Annotated in this window: 20 protein-coding genes and 1 rRNA gene; 13 read left to right on the top strand and 8 right to left on the bottom strand. The window is 75.5% G+C overall.

Going from position 1 to position 21,572, the window contains the following annotated elements; genetic code table 11:
* The first annotated feature begins 33 nt into the window (after positions 1-33).
* The 3 genes from rrf to murA all read left to right on the top strand — a co-directional run bounded on the left by rrf (position 34) and on the right by murA (position 2,248).
* Positions 34-150 (top strand): 5S ribosomal RNA (gene rrf / locus G339_RS0128005).
* Between the two features lie 202 nt (positions 151-352).
* The gene (locus tag G339_RS0128010; protein ID WP_019634379.1) at positions 353-898 is read left to right on the top strand and encodes an NUDIX domain-containing protein; all 546 of its coding nucleotides are present in this window, start codon (positions 353-355) and stop codon (positions 896-898) included.
* Positions 899-946: 48 nt separating this feature from the next.
* On the top strand, positions 947-2,248 hold the full coding sequence (murA, locus tag G339_RS0128015; protein ID WP_019634380.1) for a UDP-N-acetylglucosamine 1-carboxyvinyltransferase: 1,302 nt from the start codon (positions 947-949) through the stop codon (positions 2,246-2,248).
* On the opposite strand, the gene G339_RS0128020 is transcribed toward murA, so the two are convergent.
* On the bottom strand, positions 2,229-3,395 hold the full coding sequence (locus tag G339_RS0128020) for an FAD-dependent oxidoreductase (RefSeq protein WP_019634381.1): 1,167 nt from the start codon (positions 3,393-3,395) through the stop codon (positions 2,229-2,231). The genes murA and G339_RS0128020 overlap by 20 nt on opposite strands.
* A 99-nt stretch (positions 3,396-3,494) precedes the next feature.
* On the opposite strand from G339_RS0128020, the gene G339_RS0128025 reads away from it, so the two are divergent.
* From G339_RS0128025 to G339_RS35590, 3 genes are all read left to right on the top strand, one after another.
* Positions 3,495-4,130, top strand: coding sequence for a TetR/AcrR family transcriptional regulator (locus tag G339_RS0128025; protein WP_019634382.1), 636 nt, complete (start codon positions 3,495-3,497; stop codon positions 4,128-4,130).
* The gene (locus G339_RS0128030; protein WP_019634383.1) at positions 4,127-4,879 is read left to right on the top strand and encodes a GntR family transcriptional regulator; all 753 of its coding nucleotides are present in this window, start codon (positions 4,127-4,129) and stop codon (positions 4,877-4,879) included. The genes G339_RS0128025 and G339_RS0128030 overlap by 4 nt, the downstream gene beginning before the upstream one ends.
* 61 nt (positions 4,880-4,940) lie before the next feature.
* Positions 4,941-6,413 (top strand): FAD-dependent monooxygenase, encoded by a 1,473-nt coding sequence (locus tag G339_RS35590; protein ID WP_019634384.1) that lies wholly within the window; start codon positions 4,941-4,943, stop codon positions 6,411-6,413.
* Positions 6,414-6,420: 7 nt separating this feature from the next.
* On the opposite strand, the gene G339_RS0128040 is transcribed toward G339_RS35590, so the two are convergent.
* On the bottom strand, positions 6,421-6,840 hold the full coding sequence (locus tag G339_RS0128040; RefSeq protein ID WP_019634385.1) for a DUF2795 domain-containing protein: 420 nt from the start codon (positions 6,838-6,840) through the stop codon (positions 6,421-6,423).
* A 55-nt stretch (positions 6,841-6,895) separates the two neighbouring features.
* The gene (locus G339_RS35595) at positions 6,896-8,302 is read right to left on the bottom strand and encodes a cytochrome P450 family protein (RefSeq protein ID WP_019634386.1); all 1,407 of its coding nucleotides are present in this window, start codon (positions 8,300-8,302) and stop codon (positions 6,896-6,898) included.
* Between the two features lie 152 nt (positions 8,303-8,454).
* Here G339_RS35595 and G339_RS35600 point away from each other — a divergent pair, with 152 nt between their 5' ends.
* On the top strand, positions 8,455-8,637 hold the full coding sequence (locus G339_RS35600; RefSeq protein WP_019634387.1) for a DUF5302 domain-containing protein: 183 nt from the start codon (positions 8,455-8,457) through the stop codon (positions 8,635-8,637).
* A gap of 36 nt (positions 8,638-8,673) precedes the next feature.
* Here the strand turns inward: G339_RS35600 and G339_RS0128055 are convergent, their stop codons facing one another.
* Positions 8,674-9,300: a pyridoxamine 5'-phosphate oxidase family protein gene (locus tag G339_RS0128055; protein ID WP_019634388.1), complete on the bottom strand. Its 627-nt coding sequence runs from the start codon at positions 9,298-9,300 to the stop codon at positions 8,674-8,676.
* A 227-nt stretch (positions 9,301-9,527) separates the two neighbouring features.
* On the opposite strand from G339_RS0128055, the gene G339_RS0128060 reads away from it, so the two are divergent.
* A complete protein-coding gene (locus G339_RS0128060; RefSeq protein ID WP_019634389.1) occupies positions 9,528-11,006 on the top strand; it encodes an aldehyde dehydrogenase in 1,479 nt (492 codons plus the stop codon).
* A 112-nt stretch (positions 11,007-11,118) separates the two neighbouring features.
* Here G339_RS0128060 and G339_RS0128065 read toward each other — a convergent pair whose 3' ends face one another.
* Both G339_RS0128065 and G339_RS0128070 read right to left on the bottom strand, forming a co-directional pair.
* Positions 11,119-11,736, bottom strand: a complete 618-nt coding sequence (locus tag G339_RS0128065) for a MarR family winged helix-turn-helix transcriptional regulator (RefSeq protein WP_019634390.1) — start codon at positions 11,734-11,736, stop codon at positions 11,119-11,121.
* 62 nt (positions 11,737-11,798) lie between these two features.
* The gene (locus tag G339_RS0128070; RefSeq protein WP_240489923.1) at positions 11,799-12,341 is read right to left on the bottom strand and encodes a TetR/AcrR family transcriptional regulator; all 543 of its coding nucleotides are present in this window, start codon (positions 12,339-12,341) and stop codon (positions 11,799-11,801) included.
* 92 nt (positions 12,342-12,433) lie between these two features.
* Between G339_RS0128070 and G339_RS0128075 the strand changes: the two genes are divergently transcribed.
* Both G339_RS0128075 and G339_RS0128080 read left to right on the top strand, forming a co-directional pair.
* A complete protein-coding gene (locus tag G339_RS0128075) occupies positions 12,434-13,282 on the top strand; it encodes an SCO6745 family protein (RefSeq protein ID WP_019634392.1) in 849 nt (282 codons plus the stop codon).
* An 8-nt stretch (positions 13,283-13,290) separates the two neighbouring features.
* Positions 13,291-13,716, top strand: coding sequence for a DUF3291 domain-containing protein (locus tag G339_RS0128080; RefSeq protein WP_019634393.1), 426 nt, complete (start codon positions 13,291-13,293; stop codon positions 13,714-13,716).
* On the opposite strand, the gene G339_RS0128085 is transcribed toward G339_RS0128080, so the two are convergent.
* On the bottom strand, positions 13,713-14,747 hold the full coding sequence (locus tag G339_RS0128085) for an MBL fold metallo-hydrolase (protein ID WP_019634394.1): 1,035 nt from the start codon (positions 14,745-14,747) through the stop codon (positions 13,713-13,715). The genes G339_RS0128080 and G339_RS0128085 overlap by 4 nt on opposite strands.
* A 143-nt stretch (positions 14,748-14,890) precedes the next feature.
* Between G339_RS0128085 and G339_RS0128090 the strand changes: the two genes are divergently transcribed.
* Both G339_RS0128090 and G339_RS0128095 read left to right on the top strand, forming a co-directional pair.
* Positions 14,891-15,745 (top strand): spermidine synthase, encoded by an 855-nt coding sequence (locus G339_RS0128090; RefSeq protein WP_019634395.1) that lies wholly within the window; start codon positions 14,891-14,893, stop codon positions 15,743-15,745.
* A 133-nt stretch (positions 15,746-15,878) separates the two neighbouring features.
* Entirely contained in the window at positions 15,879-17,822 is a 1,944-nt protein-coding gene (locus G339_RS0128095) for an ATP-binding SpoIIE family protein phosphatase (RefSeq protein WP_019634396.1), read from the top strand.
* Here the strand turns inward: G339_RS0128095 and G339_RS40670 are convergent.
* Entirely contained in the window at positions 17,819-19,000 is a 1,182-nt protein-coding gene (locus G339_RS40670; RefSeq protein WP_019634397.1) for a VldE C-terminal domain-containing protein, read from the bottom strand. The two genes, G339_RS0128095 and G339_RS40670, sit on opposite strands and share 4 nt — an antisense overlap.
* 347 nt (positions 19,001-19,347) lie before the next feature.
* Between G339_RS40670 and G339_RS0128105 the strand changes: the two genes are divergently transcribed.
* Entirely contained in the window at positions 19,348-21,570 is a 2,223-nt protein-coding gene (locus G339_RS0128105) for a peptidoglycan recognition protein family protein (RefSeq protein WP_019634398.1), read from the top strand.
* Positions 21,571-21,572 lie beyond the last annotated feature (2 nt).

Here is a 21,572-nt window from a genome sequence, read left to right on the forward strand (position 1 = left end):
GCTTCGGTGCTTCGGAGGGGTTGGGGTTGGTCGTTCGGTGGTTTTGGCGAGAGGGAAACACCCGGTCCCATTCCGAACCCGGAAGTTAAGCCTTTCAGCGCCGATGGTACTGCATGGGGGACTGTGTGGGAGAGTAGGACACCGCCGGACTCATCTTGGGAACAGGCCCCGCCGCAAGGCGGGGCCTGCTCTGTTTTATTTGTTTTCTTTTGAGCCCCGCCGTCAGGCGGGGCTTTTTTGTTTCGGTGCCCTGGTTGGGTTTGTGGAGCGCCTGCGCGGAGGGGTGCCCTAACGTCGTTCGGCAGGAAGTGCGGCGGGCCGGGCTCGGCGCGGGACGGACGGAGGTTCGGGGATGGGCGACGGCGGTGTCATCAGAAGGCTCGGGAGTTCGGTCGTCTACGAGAACGCTTGGATGACCGTCACCGAGGACCGGATCGAGCGGCCGGACGGGTCGCAGGGCGTGTACGGGGTCGTCCACAAGCCGGACTTCGCGGTGGTCGTCCCGGCCGAAAACGGCGGGTTCCACATGGTCGAGGAGTTCCGGTACCCGATCGGGCGGCGGACGTGGAGTTTCCCGCAGGGCACGATGCCCGGCAAGGAGAAGGCCGAGCCGGCGGAGCTGGCGCGGCTCGAGCTCGCGCAGGAGACCGGGCTGCGCGCCGGAACGCTGCGGCACCTCGGATTTCTGCACTGCGCGCACGGCACGAGCGGTCAGGGGTTCGACGCGTTCCTGGCGACGGATCTCGTCCAGGGCGAGCACGACCGGGAGGCTGAGGAACAGGACATGCGGCAGGCGTGGTTCTCCCGCGACGCGTTCGCCGCGATGGTCGAGGACGGTCTGGTCACCGACGACTCCACCATCGCGGCTTACGCGCTGCTGCTGATGAAGGGCCTGTGAGGGCGCGAGCGGTTGGTGTCGTCCGGCCCGGCCCGTAGGCTTGACCGGGTGACCGACAAGCTGTGGGAGATCGAGCCGTCCGGACCGCTGCGCGGAGACGTCACCGTGCGGGGGGCGAAGAACGCCGTCAGCAAGCACATGGTGGCCGCGATGCTCGGGACGGAGCCGAGCACCCTGCGCAACACCCCCGACGTGGGAGAGGTCGGCATCACCGGTGCGATGCTGGAGCACCTCGGGACCGCCGTGGAGCGTTCCGGGGACGAGATCACGCTCGTGCCCGGCGAGGTCGCGGACCCGCACGTCCCGAAGGCGTTCACCGGCCTGAACCGCATCCCGATCCTGATGCTCGGCCCGCTGCTGCACCGGGCCGGGGAGGCGTTCGTCCCGCTGGTCGGCGGCGACCCGATCGGCCGCCGTCCCGTCGACTTCCACGTGGAGGCGCTGCGCGCGTTCGGCGCGGAGGTGACGCTCGCGGCGGACGGCATCCACGCCCGCGCGAACCGGCTCGTCGGCACCCGGATCGACCTGCCGTACCCGAGCGTCGGCGCGACGGAGACGGTGCTGCTCGCGGCCGTCCTCGCGGAGGGCAAGACGGTCATCCGCAACGCGGCGACCGAGCCGGAGATCACCGAGCTGGCGCTGTTCCTGCAGCGGATGGGCGCGCGGATCTCGTTCAGCCCGGACCGGCGCATCGTCATCGAGGGCGTCGAGCGGCTGGGCGGCGCGCAGACGCGGCTCGGCGGCGACCGCATCGAGGCGTTCTCCTACCTGGTGGCGGGGCTGGTGACGGGCGGGGAGGTGCGCGTCCACGGGTGCCCGCAGGACCGGCTCGTCACGGCGATCACGACGCTGGCGCGGATGGGCGCGGAGTTCCAGATCACCGATGACTGGATCATGGCGTCCGCGCCGGGCGGGCTGCGGCCCGCGGCCGTCCAGACCGACACCCATCCCGGGTTCGCGACGGACTGGCAGACGCCGCTGATGGTGCTGTTCACGCAGGCGGACGGGATGTCGGTGCTGCACGAGACGGTGTACGAGAACCGGTTGGCGTACGTCCCGGCGCTGCAGAGCATGGGCGCGGAGATCGAGGTGTACGACACGTGCCTCGGCGGGCCCGCGTGCCGGTACCACGACACGGCGGCGCTGCACTCGGCCGTCGTGCGGGGCGTGTCGAAGCTGCGGGGCGGGGACGTGACGATGCCGGACATCCGCGCCGGGTTCTCGGCCGTCCTCGCGGCGGCGGTGGCGGAGGGGCCGTCCACGCTGCGCGGCGTCCACCACATCGAGCGGGGCTACCACCGGCCGGTCGAGCAGTTCCGGGCGCTCGGGCTCAATCTGCGCGCCCGCTGACCGCCGCGAGGCGGGGTTCCTCGCGCTCGTACAGCCACGCGGTCGCGCACGCGTGGAAGCGGCGGAACACCAGCGGCATGACGATGTCGCGGACGCGGGCGGCGACGGGTCCGGCGACCTTCGAGTCGCGGTTCCGGCGCGCCAGGTTGAGCAGGTCGGCGGTGCGGGCGCGGCGGTCGGCCTCGTAGGCGGCGAGCGCGGCCGGGACGTCGGCCGCCGCCAGGAGGGCGCGGCCGAGGGCGGCGGCGTCCTCGACGGCCATCGACGCGCCCTGGCCCGCGCCGACCGGGTGCATGGCGTCGCCCGCCAGGACGATCCGGTCGGTGCGCCAGACGCGCACGGGTTCCATGACGTGGTGGAGCGTCGGGCGGTGCGTTTCCGTCGCCGCCGCGAGGACGGCTGAGGGCATCGGCTCGCGGCGGTAGAGATCCGCGAGCGCGGCCGGGTCGACGGCCGCGAGGTCGGGCGGCTCCGGGGCCGCGACCTGCGCGGCCCACCACACCGGCCCGTCCGGGCGGCCGATCGCGGCGAACGCGCCGGCCCGGCAGAACACCATGTTGAACGTGCCGGGGTCCACGCCCGCGACGGGGCCGGCGGTCTCGCCCGCCACCGAGTAGAGGCCCGCGTACGCGGGTTCGGGTGCGGCCGGGTCGAGCAGGCGGCGGGTCCGCGACCAGATGCCGTCCGCGCCGACGAGCAGGTCGGCGTCGTCGGCGGACCCGTCGGAGAACTCGGCGCGGACGCCGGTCCCGTCCGGCGTCGCATCGGTCAGCCGCGCGCCGGTGACGATCCGCGCGCCAGCCCGGACGGCCTCGGCGCGCAGCGCGGCGACGAGCCGTCCGCGTTCCAGGCTGACGCTCTCCATCGGCTCGTCCGCGGGCCGCCCGCGCGGGACGTCGCCGAGCAGCCGTCCGCCGCCCGACCACATCCGCTGCCGGGGGATCGGGAAGCCCGCGGCGCGCACGGCGTCGAGGCAGCCGAGCGCGTCGAGGGCGCGCAGTCCGTTGACGGCGAGGCTGAGGAACGAGCCGACCGGCCCGGCCGGGTCCTCGTACGCCTCGTGGACGGTCACGTCCGCGCCCGCGCGCCGCAGCGCCACCGCCGTCGCCGCCCCCGCGACCCCGCCGCCCGCAACGATCACCCGCATGGCCGTCTCCTTGAATCTTGATTCACTGAATGTTCATTCGGCGAATGAAAGTTCAGTATCATGGCGGGGCACGGCACCGTCAAGCCGAGAAGGAGACCCGTGGGCGTACGGCAGGCCAGGGCGGCCGAGACGCGCGCGGCGCTGAAGGACGCCGCCCGCGCGCTCTTCATGGAGCGCGGCTACCTCAACACCAAGATCACCGACATCACGGCGGCGGCGGGCCGCGCGACCGGGTCCTTCTACGACCACTTCGCGAGCAAGGACGAGCTGCTGGCGGACCTCATGGCCGACATGGAGTCGCAGGCGGACGCGGAGATCGGCGCGGGCGGCCACCCGCCCGACCACGACCTGACCGATCGCGGCCAGCTCCGCGACCACGTCCGCGTCGCGTGGGCGGTGTACCGGGACAACCTGCCCGTCGTCGTCGCGCGGATGCAGCGGATGCTGGCCGGGGAGCCCGGTGCGGGACTGCTGTGGAAGAGCCTCGCGACGGAGACCGGCGTCTACCGCGACCATCTGGAGTATCTGCGCGAGCGCGGGCACCGGCTGCCCGGTGATCCGGCGCTGCTCGCCCCCGCGATGGGCGCGCTGATCAGCATGTTCGGGTACGCGGTGCTGACCGCGGGCGAGCACGGGCCGGACGCGGGCGAGGACGAGATCATCGACACCCTCACCGACCTGTTCCTGCACGGGCTCGCCGGACCGCCCGCCGAATCCGGTATGTATGGGGGGTGATCGATCCCGCGGGCCCCCAGCCCAAGTACCTTCAGCTCCGGGCGATCCTGCTGGAGCTGATCGAGCAGGAGCGCCTGCCGGTCAACTCGCCGGTCCCGTCCGAGCGCGAGCTGTGCCGCCGGTTCGGGGTGTCGCGGATGACCGTCCGCCAGGCCGTGGACCAGCTCGTCGCGGAGGACCGGCTGCGCCGCATCCCCGGCAAGGGGACGTTCGTCGCGCGGCCCAAGGTGCAGATGCCGAAGGAGCTGGTGTCGTTCACCGAGGACATGCGGGCGCGCGGGCTGCGGCCCGCCGCGAAGGTCCTCGGCGCGCGGACCGTCGCCGCCGACGCGCGGCTCGCGCGGCTGTTCGGGGTGGACGCGGGCGCGCCCGTCCACCAGATCGAGCGGCTGCGGCTCGCCGACGACGAGCCGATGGCCGTCGAGCGGTCCTGCATCCTCGCGGCGCTCGCGCCGGGCCTGCTGGAGCGCGGGGTGTCCGACCGGTCCCTGTTCGCGGTGCTCGAAGAGGACCACGGCATCGTCCTGGACCGGGGCGAGCAGACGATCGAGGCCGGGCCCGCCGACGACGACGAGGCCGCGCTGCTCGGCGTCCCGCCCGGCAGCGCCGTGTTCTTCCTGCTGCAGCGCACGTTCAGCCGGGACGTGTGCGTCGAGGTCGCGACGGCCACTTACCGCGCGGACCGGTACCGCATCCATCTCGGGCTCGAACCGCGAGGTCAGGGGCCCGGGGACTGGCGTTCGCGCTGACCGGCGTTCGCCGCGCCCGCCGCCGGGCATGACGTCCCTCGACCGACGAGGAGGGGTGCGCATGACGGACGTGCTGATCGCGGGCGCGGGGCCCACCGGGCTGCTGCTGGCGGGCGACCTGGCCCGCGCGGGCGTCGCGGTGACGGTGCTGGAGCGGCGGGCGGAGACGTCCAACCTGACCCGGGCGTTCGCCGTCCACGCGCGCACGCTGGAACTGCTCGACATGCGCGGCGCGGCCGACGAGCTGCTGCGCACCGGCACGAGGGTCGCGGGGCTGCGGCTGTTCGGGCGGACGGCCGTGGACCTGTCCCGGCTGCCGGGCCGGTACCCGTTCGTCCTGGTGACGCCGCAGTACGAGACGGAGCGGGTGCTGCGGGACCGGGCGCTGGCGGCGGGCGCGCGGATCGAGACCGGCGTCGAGGTCACCGGGCTGCGGCAGGACGCCGACGAGGTCGTGCTGCACGTGCGCGACGACGGCGGCACGGGTGTGCGGCGCGCGGCGTACGCGGTCGGCGCGGACGGGGTCCGCAGCGCGGTCCGGTCCGCGCTGGGACTGCCGTTCCCGGGCCGGTCGGCGGTGCGTTCGGTGATGCTCGCGGACGTCCGGCTGCGCGACGCGCCCGAGGACGTCCTGACGTTCGGCTCGACCGGGGACGCGTTCGCGTTCATCGCGCCCTTCGGCGACGGCTGGTACCGCGTCATCGCGTGGAACCGCGCCCGGCAGCTCCCGGACTCCGAGCCGGTGGACGTCGCCGAGCTGCGCGAGACCGTCCGCGCCGCGCACGGCACGGACCACGGGATCGGCGAGCCGCGCTGGACGTCCCGGTTCCACAGCGACGAGCGGCAGGTGCCCCGGTACCGCGTCGGGCGGGTGCTGCTCGCGGGCGACGCGGCGCACGTCCACTCTCCGGCGGGCGGGCAGGGGATGAACGTCGGCCTCGGGGACGCGGCGAACCTCGGCTGGCGGCTCGCGGCGGTGCTGCGCGGCGGCGTCCCGGACACGCTGCTGGACGGGTACCACGCCGAGCGGCATCCGGTGGGGCGGGCGGTGCTGCGGGGGAGCGGGGCGCTGCTGCGCGGCGCGCTGCTCCGGCCGGCGCCGCTGCGGGCCGCGCGGGACGTGCTGCTGCGGGCCGTCGCGGCGGCGCCGCCGGTCGGGGACCGGGTCGCGCGGGCGGTGTCCGGAATCGGCGTCGACTACCCCGCGCCGCGGGACGCGCATCCGCTCACGGGCCGCCGCGCGCCGGACGTGCCCCTGACGGGCGGCACGCGGCTGTTCGAGGCGCTGCGGGACGGCCGGTTCGTCCTGGCGGCGCCCGAAGCGAACCCGGTTCTGGCGGCGCTGGTCGAACGCGACTTCGCGGACCGCGTCCGCCACGCGGTGGCGGACGGCCGGACGCGGACGACGGTCCTCGTCCGGCCGGACGGCCACATCGCCTGGGCCGCCGACGATCCCGCGCCCGCCACGGCGCACGACGCGCTCGCCGCGTGGACGGGCGCGGACCACCCCGCGCCCGCCCGGGGCGCGGGGTGACGCGCGCTCAGAACCGCTCTTCCCTGCCGTACCCGAGTTCCTCGGCGACGTCCGCCAGGTTCTCGTAGGGCCGGTCGGGCAGGTCCCGCAGGAACTCCGCCGCCTCGTCGGACTCCCCGGCGCGCAGGTGCGCCGCGAGGTCGTCGGGGCGGGCGGGGTAGCGGACGCCCGTCAGCATCCGGGCGAGGGCGCTGCGGCCGTCCACGTCGCCGGCGGTCATGCCGGGCGGGGAGCCGCGCAGCGGGTCGCGGGGCTGCATGGGGTCAGGGCGCTCGCCGGGGTGCCACACCGGGTCGTCGGAGACGGGTTCGGTCTCCTTCCACTCCTCGGCGTGCGTCGAGTGCCCGCCGTTGACCATGCCGCGGGTCTCGCGCTCCAGCTCGTCGTCGAGGTGCGGACCGTGCTTGCCGGTCTGCTGCTCGGTCATGGGGTCCTCCCTTCCCTCGAAGCGCGCTCCTGCCCGGTTCGGGGCGGGTGAACCCTCAGTCCGGTTCGCCGGGTTCGGTGTCCCTGGGGGAGCGGCCGCGGCGGGGGATGCGCAGCAGGCGGCGGGCGGCGGACCGGTTCGGGCGGCGGGCGGTGTCCGCCTCGTCCGCCGGTTCGTCGGGGACGGGCTCGGCGGCGGCCTCGTAGGCGACCGGGAGCGCCGCGACCTCCAGCGCCAGCGGCGTCGCGCGCCATTCCAGCGACTCGGCCGGGACGGCGGCCCGCAGCACCGGGAAGCGGGCCAGGAGCCGTTCGACGGCCAGGACCGTCAGCGCCGTCGCCAGGTCGCGGCCGAGGCAGGCGTGCGGGCCCGCGCCCCACGCCAGGTGGGCGCGGGAGGTGAACACCGCGTCGGCGGCCAGGCCGCCCGCGAACGCCGGGTCGGCGTGCGCGGCGGCGGGCGACAGCAGGACGGGATCGCCCGCCGCGAGGCGGTAGCGGCCGAGGCGGACGTCCGAGCGCGGGCACCGGAACGTCAGGTACGGGACGGGCGGTGCGCTCATCGCGGCCCGGTTCACCGCCTCCAGCGGCAGGCCCGCCGGGCGGCCGCCGCCGGTCAGCTCCACGACGGTCCCGGTGATGAGGGCGGCGGTGTGGCCGCCGATCCAGCGGACGGCGAGGGCGCACTCGCGGGCCAGCTCGTCGGCCGTCAGGGTCGGGTCGGCGGCGTGCAGGGCGGCGGGCAGGTCGGGGACGGGCTCGGCGGCGGGCTCGCCGGAGGCGACGGCCGCGCAGCGGTCCGCGATCAGCGCCGCGACGCGGGCGGAGGCTTCGGCGTCGTCGTCCAGGGAGCGGCCGAGGTCGGCGACGATGCCGCCGCCCGCGTCGTCCTCCCCCTCGGGCAGGCCGAGCAGCCGCGCCGCCGTCGCGAGCGCGAGCGGCCGCGCGTATCCGGCGGCCAGGTCGGCGGTGCCCGCGACGCCGTGCGCGGTGACCAGGGCGGTGATCAGCTCGTCCGCGCGGCGGGCGACGTGGCGTTCCAGCGCGCGGGACTCGGCGCGCTTGCCGTCGCCGAACGCGGTCAGCGCGGCGTTCCACGCGGCGCGGAGCCGGTCGAGGGCGGCGCCGTCGGCGAACGGGACGGCCCCTTCGGCGGCGGCGGGCGCGGCGGGCCAGTCCGCCGGGACCCGGCCGCCCTCGCGTTCGCGCCAGGCGGCGGGGTCCTTGCTCCAGACGGCGCGCGTGTCGCGCAGCACGTCGAGCGTCTGGGCGTAGCCGAGGACGAGCCAGACCGGCACGCCGTGGACGTCCACGGGCGCGACGGCCCCGTGGGCGGCCCGCAGCTCCTCGTGGAACGGCGCGGGCCGCGCCCGGCCGTCGCCGGTGAGCAGCGGCTCGACGGCCAGCCGGGCGAGCGGGGGATGGCCGTGGGCGGGGTCGTTCGGCGGCGTCAGTGGCTCCATCGGCCCAGACTCTAGAGGACGGCTGCCCGCTCAGTCCCGATACATCAGGAAATGTCTGGTGGGGTGGCGGCGCGCATCCGGTGCGGAGCCGTGCGAGGCTGGGAACGTCCAGCGGCGCACACCGCGCCACACCGACCCCACCGGAGGACACCATGCCCGAGACGCCCGACGAGCAGGCGGACGAGAACAAGCGCAAGTTCCGCGAGGCGCTGGAGCGCAAGCGCGGCGCGGCCGCCGACCGGCAGAACGGCGCGGGCGGCCGCAGCGGCTCCAAGGTGCGCGGCGCGCACGAGCGCGCCGACCACCAACGGCAGTTCCGGCGCAAGAGCGGCTGACGGCTGCCCCGGCGGCGGAGCGGCCCGCCGCCGGGATCAGCCCGCGTACAGCGTCTTGGCGTAGGTCTCGCCGTAGTACTGTTCCAGCTCCTCCAGCGTCTCCGGCGTGTCCTGCACCTCCTTGACCAGGCGCGCGTGGGACGGGAGGGCGTCGGGGTTCCAGGTCCCCGGCTTCCACAGCCGCGAGCGCAGGAACGACTTCGCGCAGTGGAAGAAGATCTGCTCGATGTCCACCTCGATCGCCAGGATCGGCCGGTGGCCCTTCACGACCATCGACGAGAAGTACGGCGCGTCGCGCAGCAGCCGGGCCCGGCCGTTGATCCGCAGCGTCTCGCTGCGGCCCGGCACGATCGACAGCAGCCCGACGTGCGGGTTGCTCAGGATGTTCAGGTAGCCGTCGCCGCGCCGGTTGCCGGGCCGCTCGGGGATCGCGACCGTCGTGTCGTCGATGACGTGGACGAAGCCGGGCGGGTCGCCCTTGGGGGACACGTCGCAGTTCCCGTCGGCGTCGCTGGTGCCGATCAGGCAGAACGGGGACGCGGCCAGCCATTCGCGGTCGCGCGCGTGCAGCCTCACGCGCTCCTTGGAGACCGCGCGCGGCTTGGGCGTGCCGAGCAGGGCGCGCAGGTCGTCGGATGTGGTGATCTCGGCCGGGTCGGACACCGGTACGAGCCCCTTTCTCCGGCCGTACGGCCGGTCCGCCGTTCATCTTCCAGCGGCGTGCGGCGCGCTGTCCAGCGCGTATCTCGGCCGTGGACCGGTCTTTCGGTGCCGAGAAGATGATGGCTCAGGTTTCTTGGCTTCGTATCCCGTTGTTGACGGCTGGTCGTTGCGCCTACTTCGCCGTATTAACCTTAGAGCTAAGGTAACTGGCGCGAGGAGGAGCGGCGATGGGACACCCGGACGAGATCCTGGTCGGCGGCTGCTGGCGGCGCGGCACGGGCGACCCCTTCGAGACCCGCTCGCCGCTGACCGGCGCGCCGCTCGCCGAACTGCACGGGGCGAGCCCCGCCGACGTGGACGAGGCCGTCCGCGCCGGGGCCGCCGCCGCGGCCGACCTCGCGTGGCGCGACCTGCCGCCGCACCGGCGCGCGCGGCTGCTCTCCCGCGTCGCGGACCTCGTCGCGGAGCGGGCCGAGGACCTGGCGCGGCTCCAGACCGCCGACACCGGCAAGTCGATCAACGAGACGCGCGCGCTGGTCGCCAGCGCCGAGGGGACGTTCCGGTACTTCGCGGCCGCGCTGGAGACCCTCGAAGGGTCGCTGACGCCGTCGCGCGGGCCGTACGTGACGCTGAGCGTCCACGAGCCGATCGGCGTCGTCGGCGCGATCACCCCGTGGAACTCCCCGATCGCCAGCGACGCGCAGAAGGTCGCGCCCGCGCTGGCGGGCGGCAACGCGGTCGTCCTCAAGCCCGCCGAGTGGACGCCGCTGGTCGCGCTCGCGCTCGGCCGGATCGTCGCGGCGGCGCTCGCGGACCTCGGGCTGCCCGCCGGGCTGATGTCGGTGCTGCCCGGCCCGGGGCCGGTCGCCGGGGAGGCGATCGTCCGGCATCCCGGCGTCGGGAAGGTGTCGTTCACCGGCGGCACAGCGACCGGGCGGCGCATCGGGGCGCTCGCGGCCGAGAAGATCATGCCGGTGTCGCTGGAGCTGGGCGGCAAGTCCCCGACGATCGTGTTCCCCGACGCCGACCGCGAGCAGGCCCTGGCCGGGGTGATGTTCGGGATCTTCTCCTCGACGGGGCAGAGCTGCATCGCCGGGTCGCGGCTGTTCCTGCACGCGTCGATCTACGACGAGTTCCTGGACGAGCTGGTCCGCCGCACCGGGAAACTGCGGATCGGGCCGGGCGACGACCCCGCGACGCAGGTCGCGCCGATGGTCGCGCACGCGCACCGCGACCGCGTCGCCGTCATGGTCGACGCCGCCGTCGCCGGCGGCGCGCGGGTGCGCTGCGGCGGCCGTGCCCCGGACGGCCCCGAGTACGCGGCCGGGGCCTACTACCTGCCGACGATCCTCGACGGCGTCCCGAACGACGCGCCGATCTGCCAGGAGGAGATCTTCGGGCCGGTGCTCGTCGCGCTGCCGTTCACCGACGAGGACGACCTCGTCGCCCAGGCCAACGCCACCGTCTACGGCCTCGCGTGCGGGATCTGGACGCGCGACCACCGCACCGCCTGGCGCGTCGCCCGCCGCGTCGAGGCCGGGACGGTCTGGGTCAACACCTACAAGCAGTTCAGCGTCTCCACCCCGTTCGGCGGGATGAAGGAGAGCGGCCTCGGCCGCGAGAAGGGCCGCGACGGCATCCTCGGCTACATGCGCCAGAAGAGCGTGTACTGGGGCACCGACGAGGTACTGCCCTGGGCCGGGTGACCGTCCCCTGCGGGCGGTGAGGCCGCGTCCTCTGGCGCTCCGCTGAGGTGTGTGGCCTCGCACTGTGGCGGGGTTTCGCGCTGCGGTGCCGGTTTCGCGCTGTGGCGCAGCCTCACCGCTGCGGACGCGCGGCCCGCGAGCCCCCCGGGCTCGCGGGCCGCGCGTCCGCAGCGCCCTCTTCTGGTTCCTGGTCCTCTTCTGGTGCCTGGGCCGTCTGCTCCGCGTGTTGCAGGGAGCGTTCGAGTTTGGCCAGGAGGCGGGCCAGGCGTTCGGACTCGGCCTCGGTGAGGCCCGCGAGCATCCGCTTCTCGTTGGCGAAGTGGACGGCGACGACCTCGTTGATCAGCGCGAGGCCCGCGTCGGTGAGCCGGGCGTGGACGACGCGGCGGTCGGCGGGGTCGCGCTCGCGGACGACGAGCCCCGCCTTCTCCAGCCGGTCGAGGCGCAGCGTGATGCCGCCCGTGGTGACGAGCGCGATGCCCGCCAGCTCGCCGGCCGTCCGCCGGTACGGGGGGCCGCTGCGCAGCAGGGTGGCGAGGACGTCGAACGCGGCCATGTTGATGTCGTACCGCTCGAACACCTCGTTGAGCAGCGTCGCGTAGCGCAGGAACGCCCGGTGCATGCGGCCGAACACCGCGAGCGCGGACACGTCCACGTCGGGGCGCTCGCGCCGCCACTGCTCCATGATCAGTTCGACCGTGTCGAGCCGATCCGCGGGTCTGCGCGCCATCGGCGTCTCCTGGGCCTGGATCTCTGAGGGCTAAGGAGGATTGTAGCCGGGACGGCATGAGGTCAGGACGGCGCGGTTCCGTCGCCGAGGACCGCGGCGGCGCGGGCGATGGCGGGGAAGCGGTCGGCGGCCCCGGTCTGCTCGGGGCCGACGCCCGCGAGGACGAGCGAGGCGTAGCCGTGCGCGAGCGACCACGCGGCGAGCAGTGCGTCGTCGTCCGGGACGGCCGCGCGCAGCGGCGCGTACGAGCGGTCCTGCGCGGCTTGGAGTTCGGGGTCGGCCGGGTCCACCAGATCGGTCCGGAACATGATCGCGAAGTGGGACGGGTGGGCCAGGGCGAAGCGGACGTACCGCGCGCCGAGTTCGCGCAGGCCGGACGTGCCGGGCGTGCCGAGCGCGTCCGCGAGCAGCGCGTGGCCCTCGGCGGCGAGGGCGGTGAACAGGCCGGTCTTGTCGCCGAAGTGGTGCGCGGGGGCGGCGTGCGAGACGCCCGTCCGGCGGGCGAGGTTGCGCAGGCTGACGCCGTCCGGGCCGCGCTCGGCGAGCAGGACGGCGGCCTCGGTGAGCAGCGTGCGCCGCAGGTCGCCGTGGTGGTAAGGGCACATGCGCCGCATCCTAGCCGCAATCTTGACGTTGACAAGTTCGCCGCGCGGATGCGAATCTTGTCGGTGTCAAGATCTGTTGAGAGGAGCCGCCCGTGCTCGCCCGCCGCCTCTGGCACCTGCTGGAGCCCGTCCACGCGGTCGTCTACTACGCGCCGGAGGTCGTCGCCGAGACGACCGCGCTCGGCTACGACCCCGCCGTCCGCTGGCCCGCCTACTTCCCGCTGCGCGCCGCGCCGCTCGGCGCGCCCGGACCGCGCGCGGTCGCCGCCGCGTTCTACAGCTTCGAGCCCGGCATGGTCCGCCGGCACACCGAGCGCGCCTGGGACACCGCCGCGCCCGACCGCGTCCTGGCCGCCCGGCTGCGCGGGATCGACGCGCTGTACCGGCGGCTGCTCGGCCCCGCCCTCGGCGGCGCGGACCTGGCGGCCGCCGCCGCGCTCGCCCGGCGCGCCGCCGAGGCCGCGCCGCTGGCGGGCCGCCCGCTCGCCGCCGCCAACGCCGACCTGCCCTGGCCGGACGAGCCGCACCTGGTCCTGTGGCAGGCCGCGACGGTCCTGCGCGAGCAGCGCGGCGACGGGCACGTCGCGGCGCTGCTGGCCGCCGGGCTCGACCCCGTCGAGGCGCTGGTGTCGTTCGCCGCCGTCGGGGCCGCGCCCGTCGAGGTGTTCGCCAGCCGGGGCTGGAGCGAGGACGAGTGGGCGGCGGCGGCCGACCGGCTCCGTGCGCGCGGGCTGCTGGACGCGTCCGGCGCGGCCACCGACGCGGGCCGCGCGCTCCGCGACGAGGTCGAGCGCCGCACCGACGAGCTCGCCGAGCCCGCCTACACCGCGCTCGGCGCGGACGCCGACCGGCTCGCGGACCTGCTCGGGCCCGTCTGGGTCGCGGCGGTCGGCAGCGGGCTGCTGCCCGCCGAGAACACGCTCGGCATCGGAAAGATCTAGGAGGAGCCGTGGAACTCCCGTGGACCGTCGTCGCGAAGGACGACGGGGAAGCCGTGATCATGGCGTCCCGCTTCCGCTTGCAACATGTCCGGCGCTCGCCCGCGTTCCTGCTCGATGCTCTGCGCGTTCGCCGCCAGGCGCTGCGGGCGCGCGGGGCGCTCGGGGTGTCGCTGCGCGCCCACCCGCTGCGCGGCGAGTTCTGGACGCTGTCGGCGTGGACGGACCGGGCGGCGCTCGCCGCCTACGCGCGCGCCGACCCGCACGCGGCCGTCCGGGAGCGGGCCGCCGCGTGGACGCGCGACGCGGAATTCGTTTTCTGGACCGTTCCGGCGGAGTCCCTTCCGGGCCCGCGCGCCGCCGCCTCGCTTTGGGAGGACGCGGAACGACGGGTTCTTGACCGCGTGGAGCACGGGGCGCCGTTCCCCCGCGATTAGGCGCGCACGGCGTAAGAGCGAATGCCGTTCGAGTCGTCCGTTTCGAGAACGCGCTGATCCACCAGGACGTCCAAATGCGCGTCGATCTCCAGGACGGCGAGCATCCGGCTGAACACGTCCAGGTCCGCGAGCGCGCGGCGGCGGCGCGTCCACGGCATCGCGGACGCGACCTCGAACGCCGTCGCCCGGCCCGCGCGGACCTGGTCGGCGGCGGCGGTCAGCCGCTCCTCGTGGTGGCGCAGCAGCTCGTCCACCCGGGTGTGGACGCTGCCGGTGACCGGGCCGTGCGCGGGCAGCAGCAGCGTGTCGGGCATGTCGCGGACGAGCCGCAGCGACGCCAGGTAGCTGCGCAGCGGCCCCGGCTCCGGCTCGGTCTCCAGGCCGATCGACGGGCTGATGTGCGGGAGCACGTGGTCGCCCGCGAACAGCAGCCCGGCGGCGGCGTCGCGCAGCACGACGTGGCCGCGCGTGTGGCCGGGCGTGGCGAAGACCTCCAGGTCGCGGCGGCCGAGGCCGACGCGCTCGCCGTCGTCCAGCCAGCCGTCGGGGAACCGGCTGCCGATGGACCGTTCCTCCTCGACGCGGTCCAGCGCCTCGATCTCCGCCGCGAGGTCGGGCGCGCCGCACCGGCGCAGCAGGTCCACCTGCCGCCGGTGCCGCCGCGGGCCCTCGGACGCCTTGATCGACGTCTCCTCGCCGCGCCCGATCCGGACCCGCGTCCCGAAGGACTCGCGCAGCGTCAGCGCCTGCGAGTAGTGGTCCCAGTGGGCGTGCGTCACGAGGAACTGGGAGACGTCCGCGAGCGTGTGGCCGAGGGCGCCGAGCGCGTCCGCGAGCGCGGCGCGGCTGTCGGGCATCGCCCAGCCCGCGTCCACCACGACCGGCCCCGCCGGGTCGTCGATGACGTACACGTTCACGGCGTGCAGCGACGGGATCGGCAGGGCCAGCGGGACGCGGTGGACGCCGGGGACGACGGGGTGCGCGCCGGGCTCGGTCCAGTCCGGGGGCTGCTCCATGAGCGGTTCGGTCACCGTGGCCCCTTTCTCCGCGCGCCGCGGCGCGGCTGCTCCGACGCGCGGCCGAACCTACTTCATCGCCGCGCACAGGGAACGGGCGGGGTCCTTATCAGGCGCGGGCGGAACGACCTGCCGATCCGTCCTCCTAGAGTGGGCGCATGGCACGCAAGGGCAGGACGGCGCCGGACCTCCACGTCGTCGGGTCGGGCGCGGCGGAGCTGCTGCGCGACGCCGACCGCGACGGCGGCTGGGTGCTCGTCGTCGGCGGCGTCCCCCAGTCCTACGTGGACCTTCGCGACCCGACGCACCTGGACTTCGAGTACATGCGGCTGCTCGGCGACATCGTGGACTGCCTCGCCCCGGCGGGGGAGCCGCTGGCCGCCGTCCACATCGGCGGCGCGGGCTGCACGCTGCCCCGCTACGTCGCCGCGACCCGGCCCGGCTCGCGGCAGGTCGTGCTGGAGCCGGACGCGCGGCTCGTCGCGCTGGTCCGCGAGCGGCTGCCGCTGCGCGGCGTGCCCGGCGTCAAGATCCGGATCACCGACGGCCGCGCCGGGCTCGCGGCGGTCCCCGACGCCGCCGACGACCTGGTCGTCCTCGACGCGTTCGCCGAGGCGGCCGTCCCGGCCGAGCTGGTCACCGAGGCGTTCGCCCGGGAGGCGGCGCGGGTGCTGCGGCCGTCCGGCGCATACCTGATGAACATCGCGGACGGGCCGGGGCTGGCGTTCGCGCGGCGCGTCGCGGCGACGGTCCGCGCGGTGTTCCCGCACGTCCTGCTGCTCGCCGACCCGGGCGTCCTGCGCGGCCGCCGGTTCGGCAACCTCGTGCTGGCCGCGTCGCGCGCCCCGCTGCCCGCCGACGCGCTGCGGCGGCGCGCCGCCGGGGGCATCGCGCGGGCGCGGCTGGTGGCGGGCGCGGACCTGGCCGCGTTCGGCGGCGGCGCGGCCCCGATCCGGGACGCCGCCGACGTGGTGCCGCCCGTCCCGCCCGAACCGGTCTTCGGGCGGCCCTGACCGCGTGTTTTCCGGCCGCCGGAAACGGCGGGCGCAATTCTTCTCGATCACGTCCGCGCATCGCCCTGCGCGCGGCCTTCCGGTGTCCCATAATCGAGCGATGGACTCGTCCACCCGAATTCTTATCCTCGGCATGGATTCGTCGGGGAAAGTCCTCCAGTTCGACCGCAACGCGGCGGCCGTGCTGGAGGTCGAACCGGGCGACCGCCTCGACGACGTGGTGTCCGGCGCGCTGGGCCCGCTGCGCGAGGCGCTGCGCGGCGGCCGGGAGCGGACGGTCATGCTCCCGCTGGAGACGCCGTCCGGCGCGGCGCACGACGCGGTCGTCACGCTGCACCCGCTGAGCGGCGCGGCGGCCGGCGGCGGCGTCGCGGTGCTGGCCGTCGTCCGGGTGCCCGTCCCGCACGCCGAGCGGTTCGTCGACCCCGCGGTCGTGCGGCGCGCGCTGCTGGACGACGCGCTGCCGCGCATCGGGTCCACGCTCGACCTCGACCTGCTGTCGCGCGGGCTCATCGAGGTCGCCGTCCCGCACCTGTGCAACACCGGCGCGCTGCTGCTGCTGGAGAGCGCGCTCGACCCCGAGGAGCCCCCGGCGGCGGGCGTCCCGCCGATGCGGCGGATGGCGCTGGCCGCCGACGACGGCGACTCGGCGTGGGACGCGGCGTTCCCCACCGGGGAGAACGTCGTCTACCCCGAGGGCAGCCCGTACGCGCGGTGCCTGGCGACGGGCGAGCCGGTGCTGGTCGCGCTGGACGGCGAGCGCGCCGCCGAGCTGGCCGAGGCGTGGCGGCGGCCGCCGGTCGCGGAGCTGCTCAAGGGCGCGTCGATGCTGCTGCTGCCGATCACGGCGGAGGGCGGGCTGCTCGGGTTCTTCGTGTGCGTCCGGACGCCCGCGTACCGGCCGTTCGACGCCTACGACGTCGAGATCGGGATGGACTTCGCGAACCGGTCGGCGATCTTCCTGGAGAGCGCCCGCCGGTACGGCCGCGAGCGCGCCACCGCGCTGACGCTCCAGCGCAGCCTGCTGCCGACCGGGCTGTCCGCGCCCGCGCCGATCGAGGTCCGGCACCGGTACCTGCCGGGCAGCAAGCTGGTCGAGGTCGGCGGCGACTGGTACGAGTCGATCCCGCTGCCCGGCGCGCGCGTCGCGCTGATCGTCGGGGACGTCGCGGGCCACGGCGTCAAGGCCGCCGTCACGATGGGGCGGCTGCGCACCGCCATCCACACCCTCGCCGGACTCGACCTGCCGCCCGCCGAGGCGCTGGAGCGGCTCGACTCGCTGATGCGCACCCTCGGCGAGCGCGAACCCCACTTCGCGACCTGCGCGTACGTCGTCTACGACGCGGTCAGCGGCCGGTGCGAGGTCGCCAGCGCCGGGCACCTGCCGCCGCTGCTCGCCCCGCCCGGCGGGCCCGCCGCCTACCTCGACGTCCCGCCCGCGCCGCCGCTCGGCGTCGGGGACGGCCCGGTCGCCAGCCGCGAGTTCGCCGTCGAGGACGGCACGCTGCTGTTCCTCTACACCGACGGACTCGTGGAGAACCGCGCCCGCGACATCGACGACGGCCTCGCCCGGCTGCGCGGCGTCTTCGACCGGGGCGAACCGGACCTGGACGAGCTGTGCCGCGCCGCCCTCGACGGCGTCTACGACGACCGGCAGCGCGACGACATCGCGATGCTGCTGGCCCGCCTGCACCGCATCCCCGCCGACGACCACGTCTCGTTCGACCTGCCCGCCGAGCCCGCCGCCGTCCGCCGCGCGCGGGGCCTCATCCGGGACCGGCTGCGCCGCTGGGGCCTGGACGCGCTCGCCGACACGACCGTCCTGCTGGCGTCGGAGCTGGTCACCAACGCCATCCGGCACGCGGACGGGCGGATCGTGCTGCGGCTCATCCGCGACGAGGGCCTGGTCTGCGAGGTGCTGGACTCCTCGGACGGGCGGCCGCGCGTCCACATGGGCGACGACGCGTTCGCCGAGGACGGGCGCGGCCTGCACATCGTCGGCCGCCTCTCCCGCCGCTGGGGCGTCCGCCGCACGCAGGGCGGCAAGGCCGTCTGGTGCGAACAGCCGCTGCCCTAGCGCAACACCGAGATGTGGACGTGGTCGTAGTGGTTCTGGGTGATGCTGCCCCGGTTCTCCATCGGCCGCCACCCACCGCCGCGCACGTTCCAGATGTGCTGCTTCCAGATCACGTACGAGATCCCGAGCCGCCGCGCGTTCGTGATCGCGTACTGCGCGACGGCGTCGCCGTGCCGCTGCGCGGCGGCGCTCGGCATCCGCCCGGTCGTCGTCTCCATGAAGTCGCAGGCGCGGCCGTCGCCGTGGTCCTGCGGGTCGCCGGTGCTGCGGAAGCAGCCGATGACGGGGAACGGGCCGAAGTAGCGGTTGATCTCCAGGACGACGGCGCGCATCGTCGGCGTCATCCGGTTGCCCGAGACCGTCGTGCGGTCGCCCTGCGCGCCGTCCGGACGGCCCGTGACGGCCGGGCCGGTGCTCTTGGGTGCCCGCTGCTTCCGCTGCTCGCTCTTCGCCAGCGCCGCGACCTTCGTCCCGGCGGGCAGGAGCTCGCGCAGCTTCCTGCCGAGCGCCGCCGGGTCGGCCTCGGGGGCGCTGACGATCAGCGCGTTGCCGTCCGGCATGCCGAGCGCGCGGGCCTGCGCGCGGGACACCACCGCGTCCACGTCGCCGATGCCCATCGACGCGTACGCGCCCACCCGGACCTGCCCGGGGCGGCGCGGGTCGCCCGCCGGGACGATCGCGCCGAGCGCCAGCGACCCGTCCCGCCCGAGGTCGAACGAGACCGCCAGGCCGCCCGTCGCGACCGTCTGCCAGAGCTGGTCGGACGCGGCCGTCGCGGCGGGCGCGTACGCGCGGAACGCCGAGGGGTCCACGCCGAGCAGCCCGACGCGGCGGCCCGCGACCTGCGCCTGCGCGGCGTCCACGACGGTCACGCCCGCGACGCCCGTCAGCCGCCGGACGCGCTCCACGGCGGCGGCGGGCAGCGGACCGGTCCCGGCGGCGAGCACGCTCGGCGCGAGCCGCCTGCCCAGCGGCGCGACGACCGGGGCCCGCGCCTCCTGCGCCACCGACACCAGGTCGCCCGCGCGCGGCGCGCGCCCGCCCGGCGCCTCGCCGTCCCCGGCGGTCACCCGGGCGACACCGGTGGCCAGCGAAGCGACCGCCGCCGCGCCGACCGCGCCCGCCGCGACCCGCTTCGCGAGCACGCCGCCGCGCCCCGCCGTTCCCCGCATGCCCATCTGGCGTCCCGTCCTCACCGCCGTGACCCGCAGCGGGGGAGGCGCCTCCCGCCAACCGATCGTCCGCCTGCGCCGCATAGTAGACACCGCGTGGCGAACCGGGCCACCGTTGATCGGGATTTTCGACTTCGGTGCGTATCAAGTGGTGACACAGAGTAGTCTCATGCTCGCCGGTGACGTTCGTTCCGGCGTTCGGAGCCCGGTCCGCCGGTCCTGCGCGGTGAATCGGCGGGCCGGGTCTCCGCTCATTCCCCGCCGGATGTGGACATAAGCCGCACTGGTGGCCCGGTCGGACGTCGGCCGTGGGATTCTGGGGCGCGATCTTCCCCCCGGAACGGAGCTCCCCCATGTCCCGGCGCATCCTCCTCGGCGCGTCCGCCGTCGTCCTCGCGGCGTCCGGCGGCGGCGTCGTCGCGCTGCGGCTCGCCGACGCGCCCGCGCCCGGCCGCGCGGCCGCCGCCGTCTCCGTCGACCACGGCAGCGTCGCCGCGCACGCGCTCCGCGCCCTGCCCGGCGGCGCGCGCGGGCTGCCCGCCGCGCCGACCGAGCCGTTCAGCCTCGTCGGCGTCACCTGGGACCGGCCGCGCGCCGAGCTGCGCGGGACGGTCAAGGTGCGGGCGCGGGCGCTCGGCACCGGGACGTGGTCGCGGTGGCAGACCGTGCCCGTCGAGACCGCCGACGCGCCGGACGCGCCGGAGCGGACCGCGCGCGGCGGGACGGGCGGGCTGTGGACCGGGCCGTCCGACGGCGTCGAGGTCCGCGTGACCGGGCACGGGTCCAGGCACGGGTCCGCGCTGCCCGCCGGGCTCCGCGTCGACCTCGTCGATCCCAGGCGCGGGCGGACCGTGGCCCGCGCGTCGGGGACGGGCGGCGGCGTGCCGGTGCGGCTCGCGGCGGACACCGGCGATCCGTCCGACTCGCCCGCTCCGGCGGACCCGTCCGCGCCGCCGGAGTCCCCGGCGCCGGCGGACTCGCCGACGCCCGCCGATCCGGCGCCGGAGCCGTCCGCGCCGCCCCCGGACCCGCCCGCGCCCTCGGAGCCCGCGCCGCCGCCCGTCGAGGCGCAGCGGACGGTGCCGCGGCCCGCGATGGTCTCGCGCGCCGGATGGGCCGCCGACGAGTCGATCGTCAAGGGGCCGCCGACCTACGACACGTCCGTCAAGGCGGTGTTCGTCCACCACACCGACACCGCGAACACGGCGACGTGCGCGCAGTCGGCGTCGGTCGTCCGGTCGATCTTCCTGTACCACGTGAAGAGCGAGGGCTGGGACGACATCGGATACAACTTCCTGGTCGACAAGTGCGGCACGGTGTTCGAGGGCCGCGCGGGCGGCGCGGACAAGCCCGTCCACGGCGCGCACACCTACGGCTTCAACACCGACACGACGGGCGTGGCCGTCCTCGGGAACTACGAGTCCACCGCCCCGGCGAAGGCCGCGCTGGACGCCGTCGCCCGCGTCGCCGCGTGGAAGCTCGCGCTGACCGGCGTCGACCCGAACGGCTCGACCACGCTGACGTCGATGGCCCCGGACGGGACCGGCGGGAAGTACAAGTACGGGCAGAAGGTCTCGTTCAAGACGGTCTCGGGGCACCGCGACGGGTTCGCCACGGCCTGCCCCGGCGCGAAGCTCTACGCGCAACTGCCCGCGATCCGCACCGCCGCGAAGGCGATCACGTCGCCGCCCCCGGCGACCACGCTGTCCGGGGCGACGAAGTCGGGGAGCAGGTACTACACCAAGGGCGCGGTCACGCTCGGCTGGAAGTCGACCGGTGCCGCGTCGTACCAGGTCAGGGTGGACGGGGCCGTCGTCGCCAAGCCCGCCGCGACCGAGACGTCGGCGGCCGTGCCGCTCAAGGCGGGCGCGCACACGCTCGGGCTCCGCGCCGTCTACGCGGACGGGACCACGGCCGACTCCACCGCGTACTCCGTCACCGCCGACACCACCAGGCCGGTGTTCAAGACCGGCGCGACGCTGGCCGTGCGGCGCGGGACCGTCGCCACGACGGCCGTGCCCGTGACGCTGAGCTGGAAGGCGATGGACGGGACGCTGCTCGCGTCCGTCCGGGCGACCTCGCCCGCCGCGCGGACGTTCGGCGCGACGACGACGAGCTGGTCGGCGTCCGCGCGGCCCGGCACGGCGCAGACGTGGGCGCTGACGGCGGCGGACGCGGCGGGCAACACCGCGTCGTCCAGCGTCGCGCGGACGGCCGCGCTCGTCGCCGAGACCTCGGCGACCCGCAAGGGCAAGTGGAAGACCACGACGACGTCGTCCTACCTGGGCGGGCGCGGCCTGTACTCGTCGTCCAAGGGCGCGACCGCGAAGTGGACGTTCACCGGCCGGTCGGTCGGCCTCATCGTGAAGCGCGCGAAGAACCTCGGCGCGGTCACCGTCTACATCGACGGGAAGAAGGCCGGGACGCTCGACACCCGCGCGTCCTCGACCGCGTACCGGCAGCTCGCCTGGACGAAGGCGTGGTCGTCGTCCGGCAAGCACACGATCGCCGTGGTCGTCGCCGGGACCAAGGGCCGGCCGACGGTCGGCATCGACGGAATCGCGTACCTGCGCTGACG

Origin of the sequence: Actinomadura atramentaria DSM 43919 (genome assembly GCF_000381885.1) — a bacterium.
In the GTDB taxonomy this organism is placed as follows: domain Bacteria; phylum Actinomycetota; class Actinomycetes; order Streptosporangiales; family Streptosporangiaceae; genus Spirillospora; species Spirillospora atramentaria.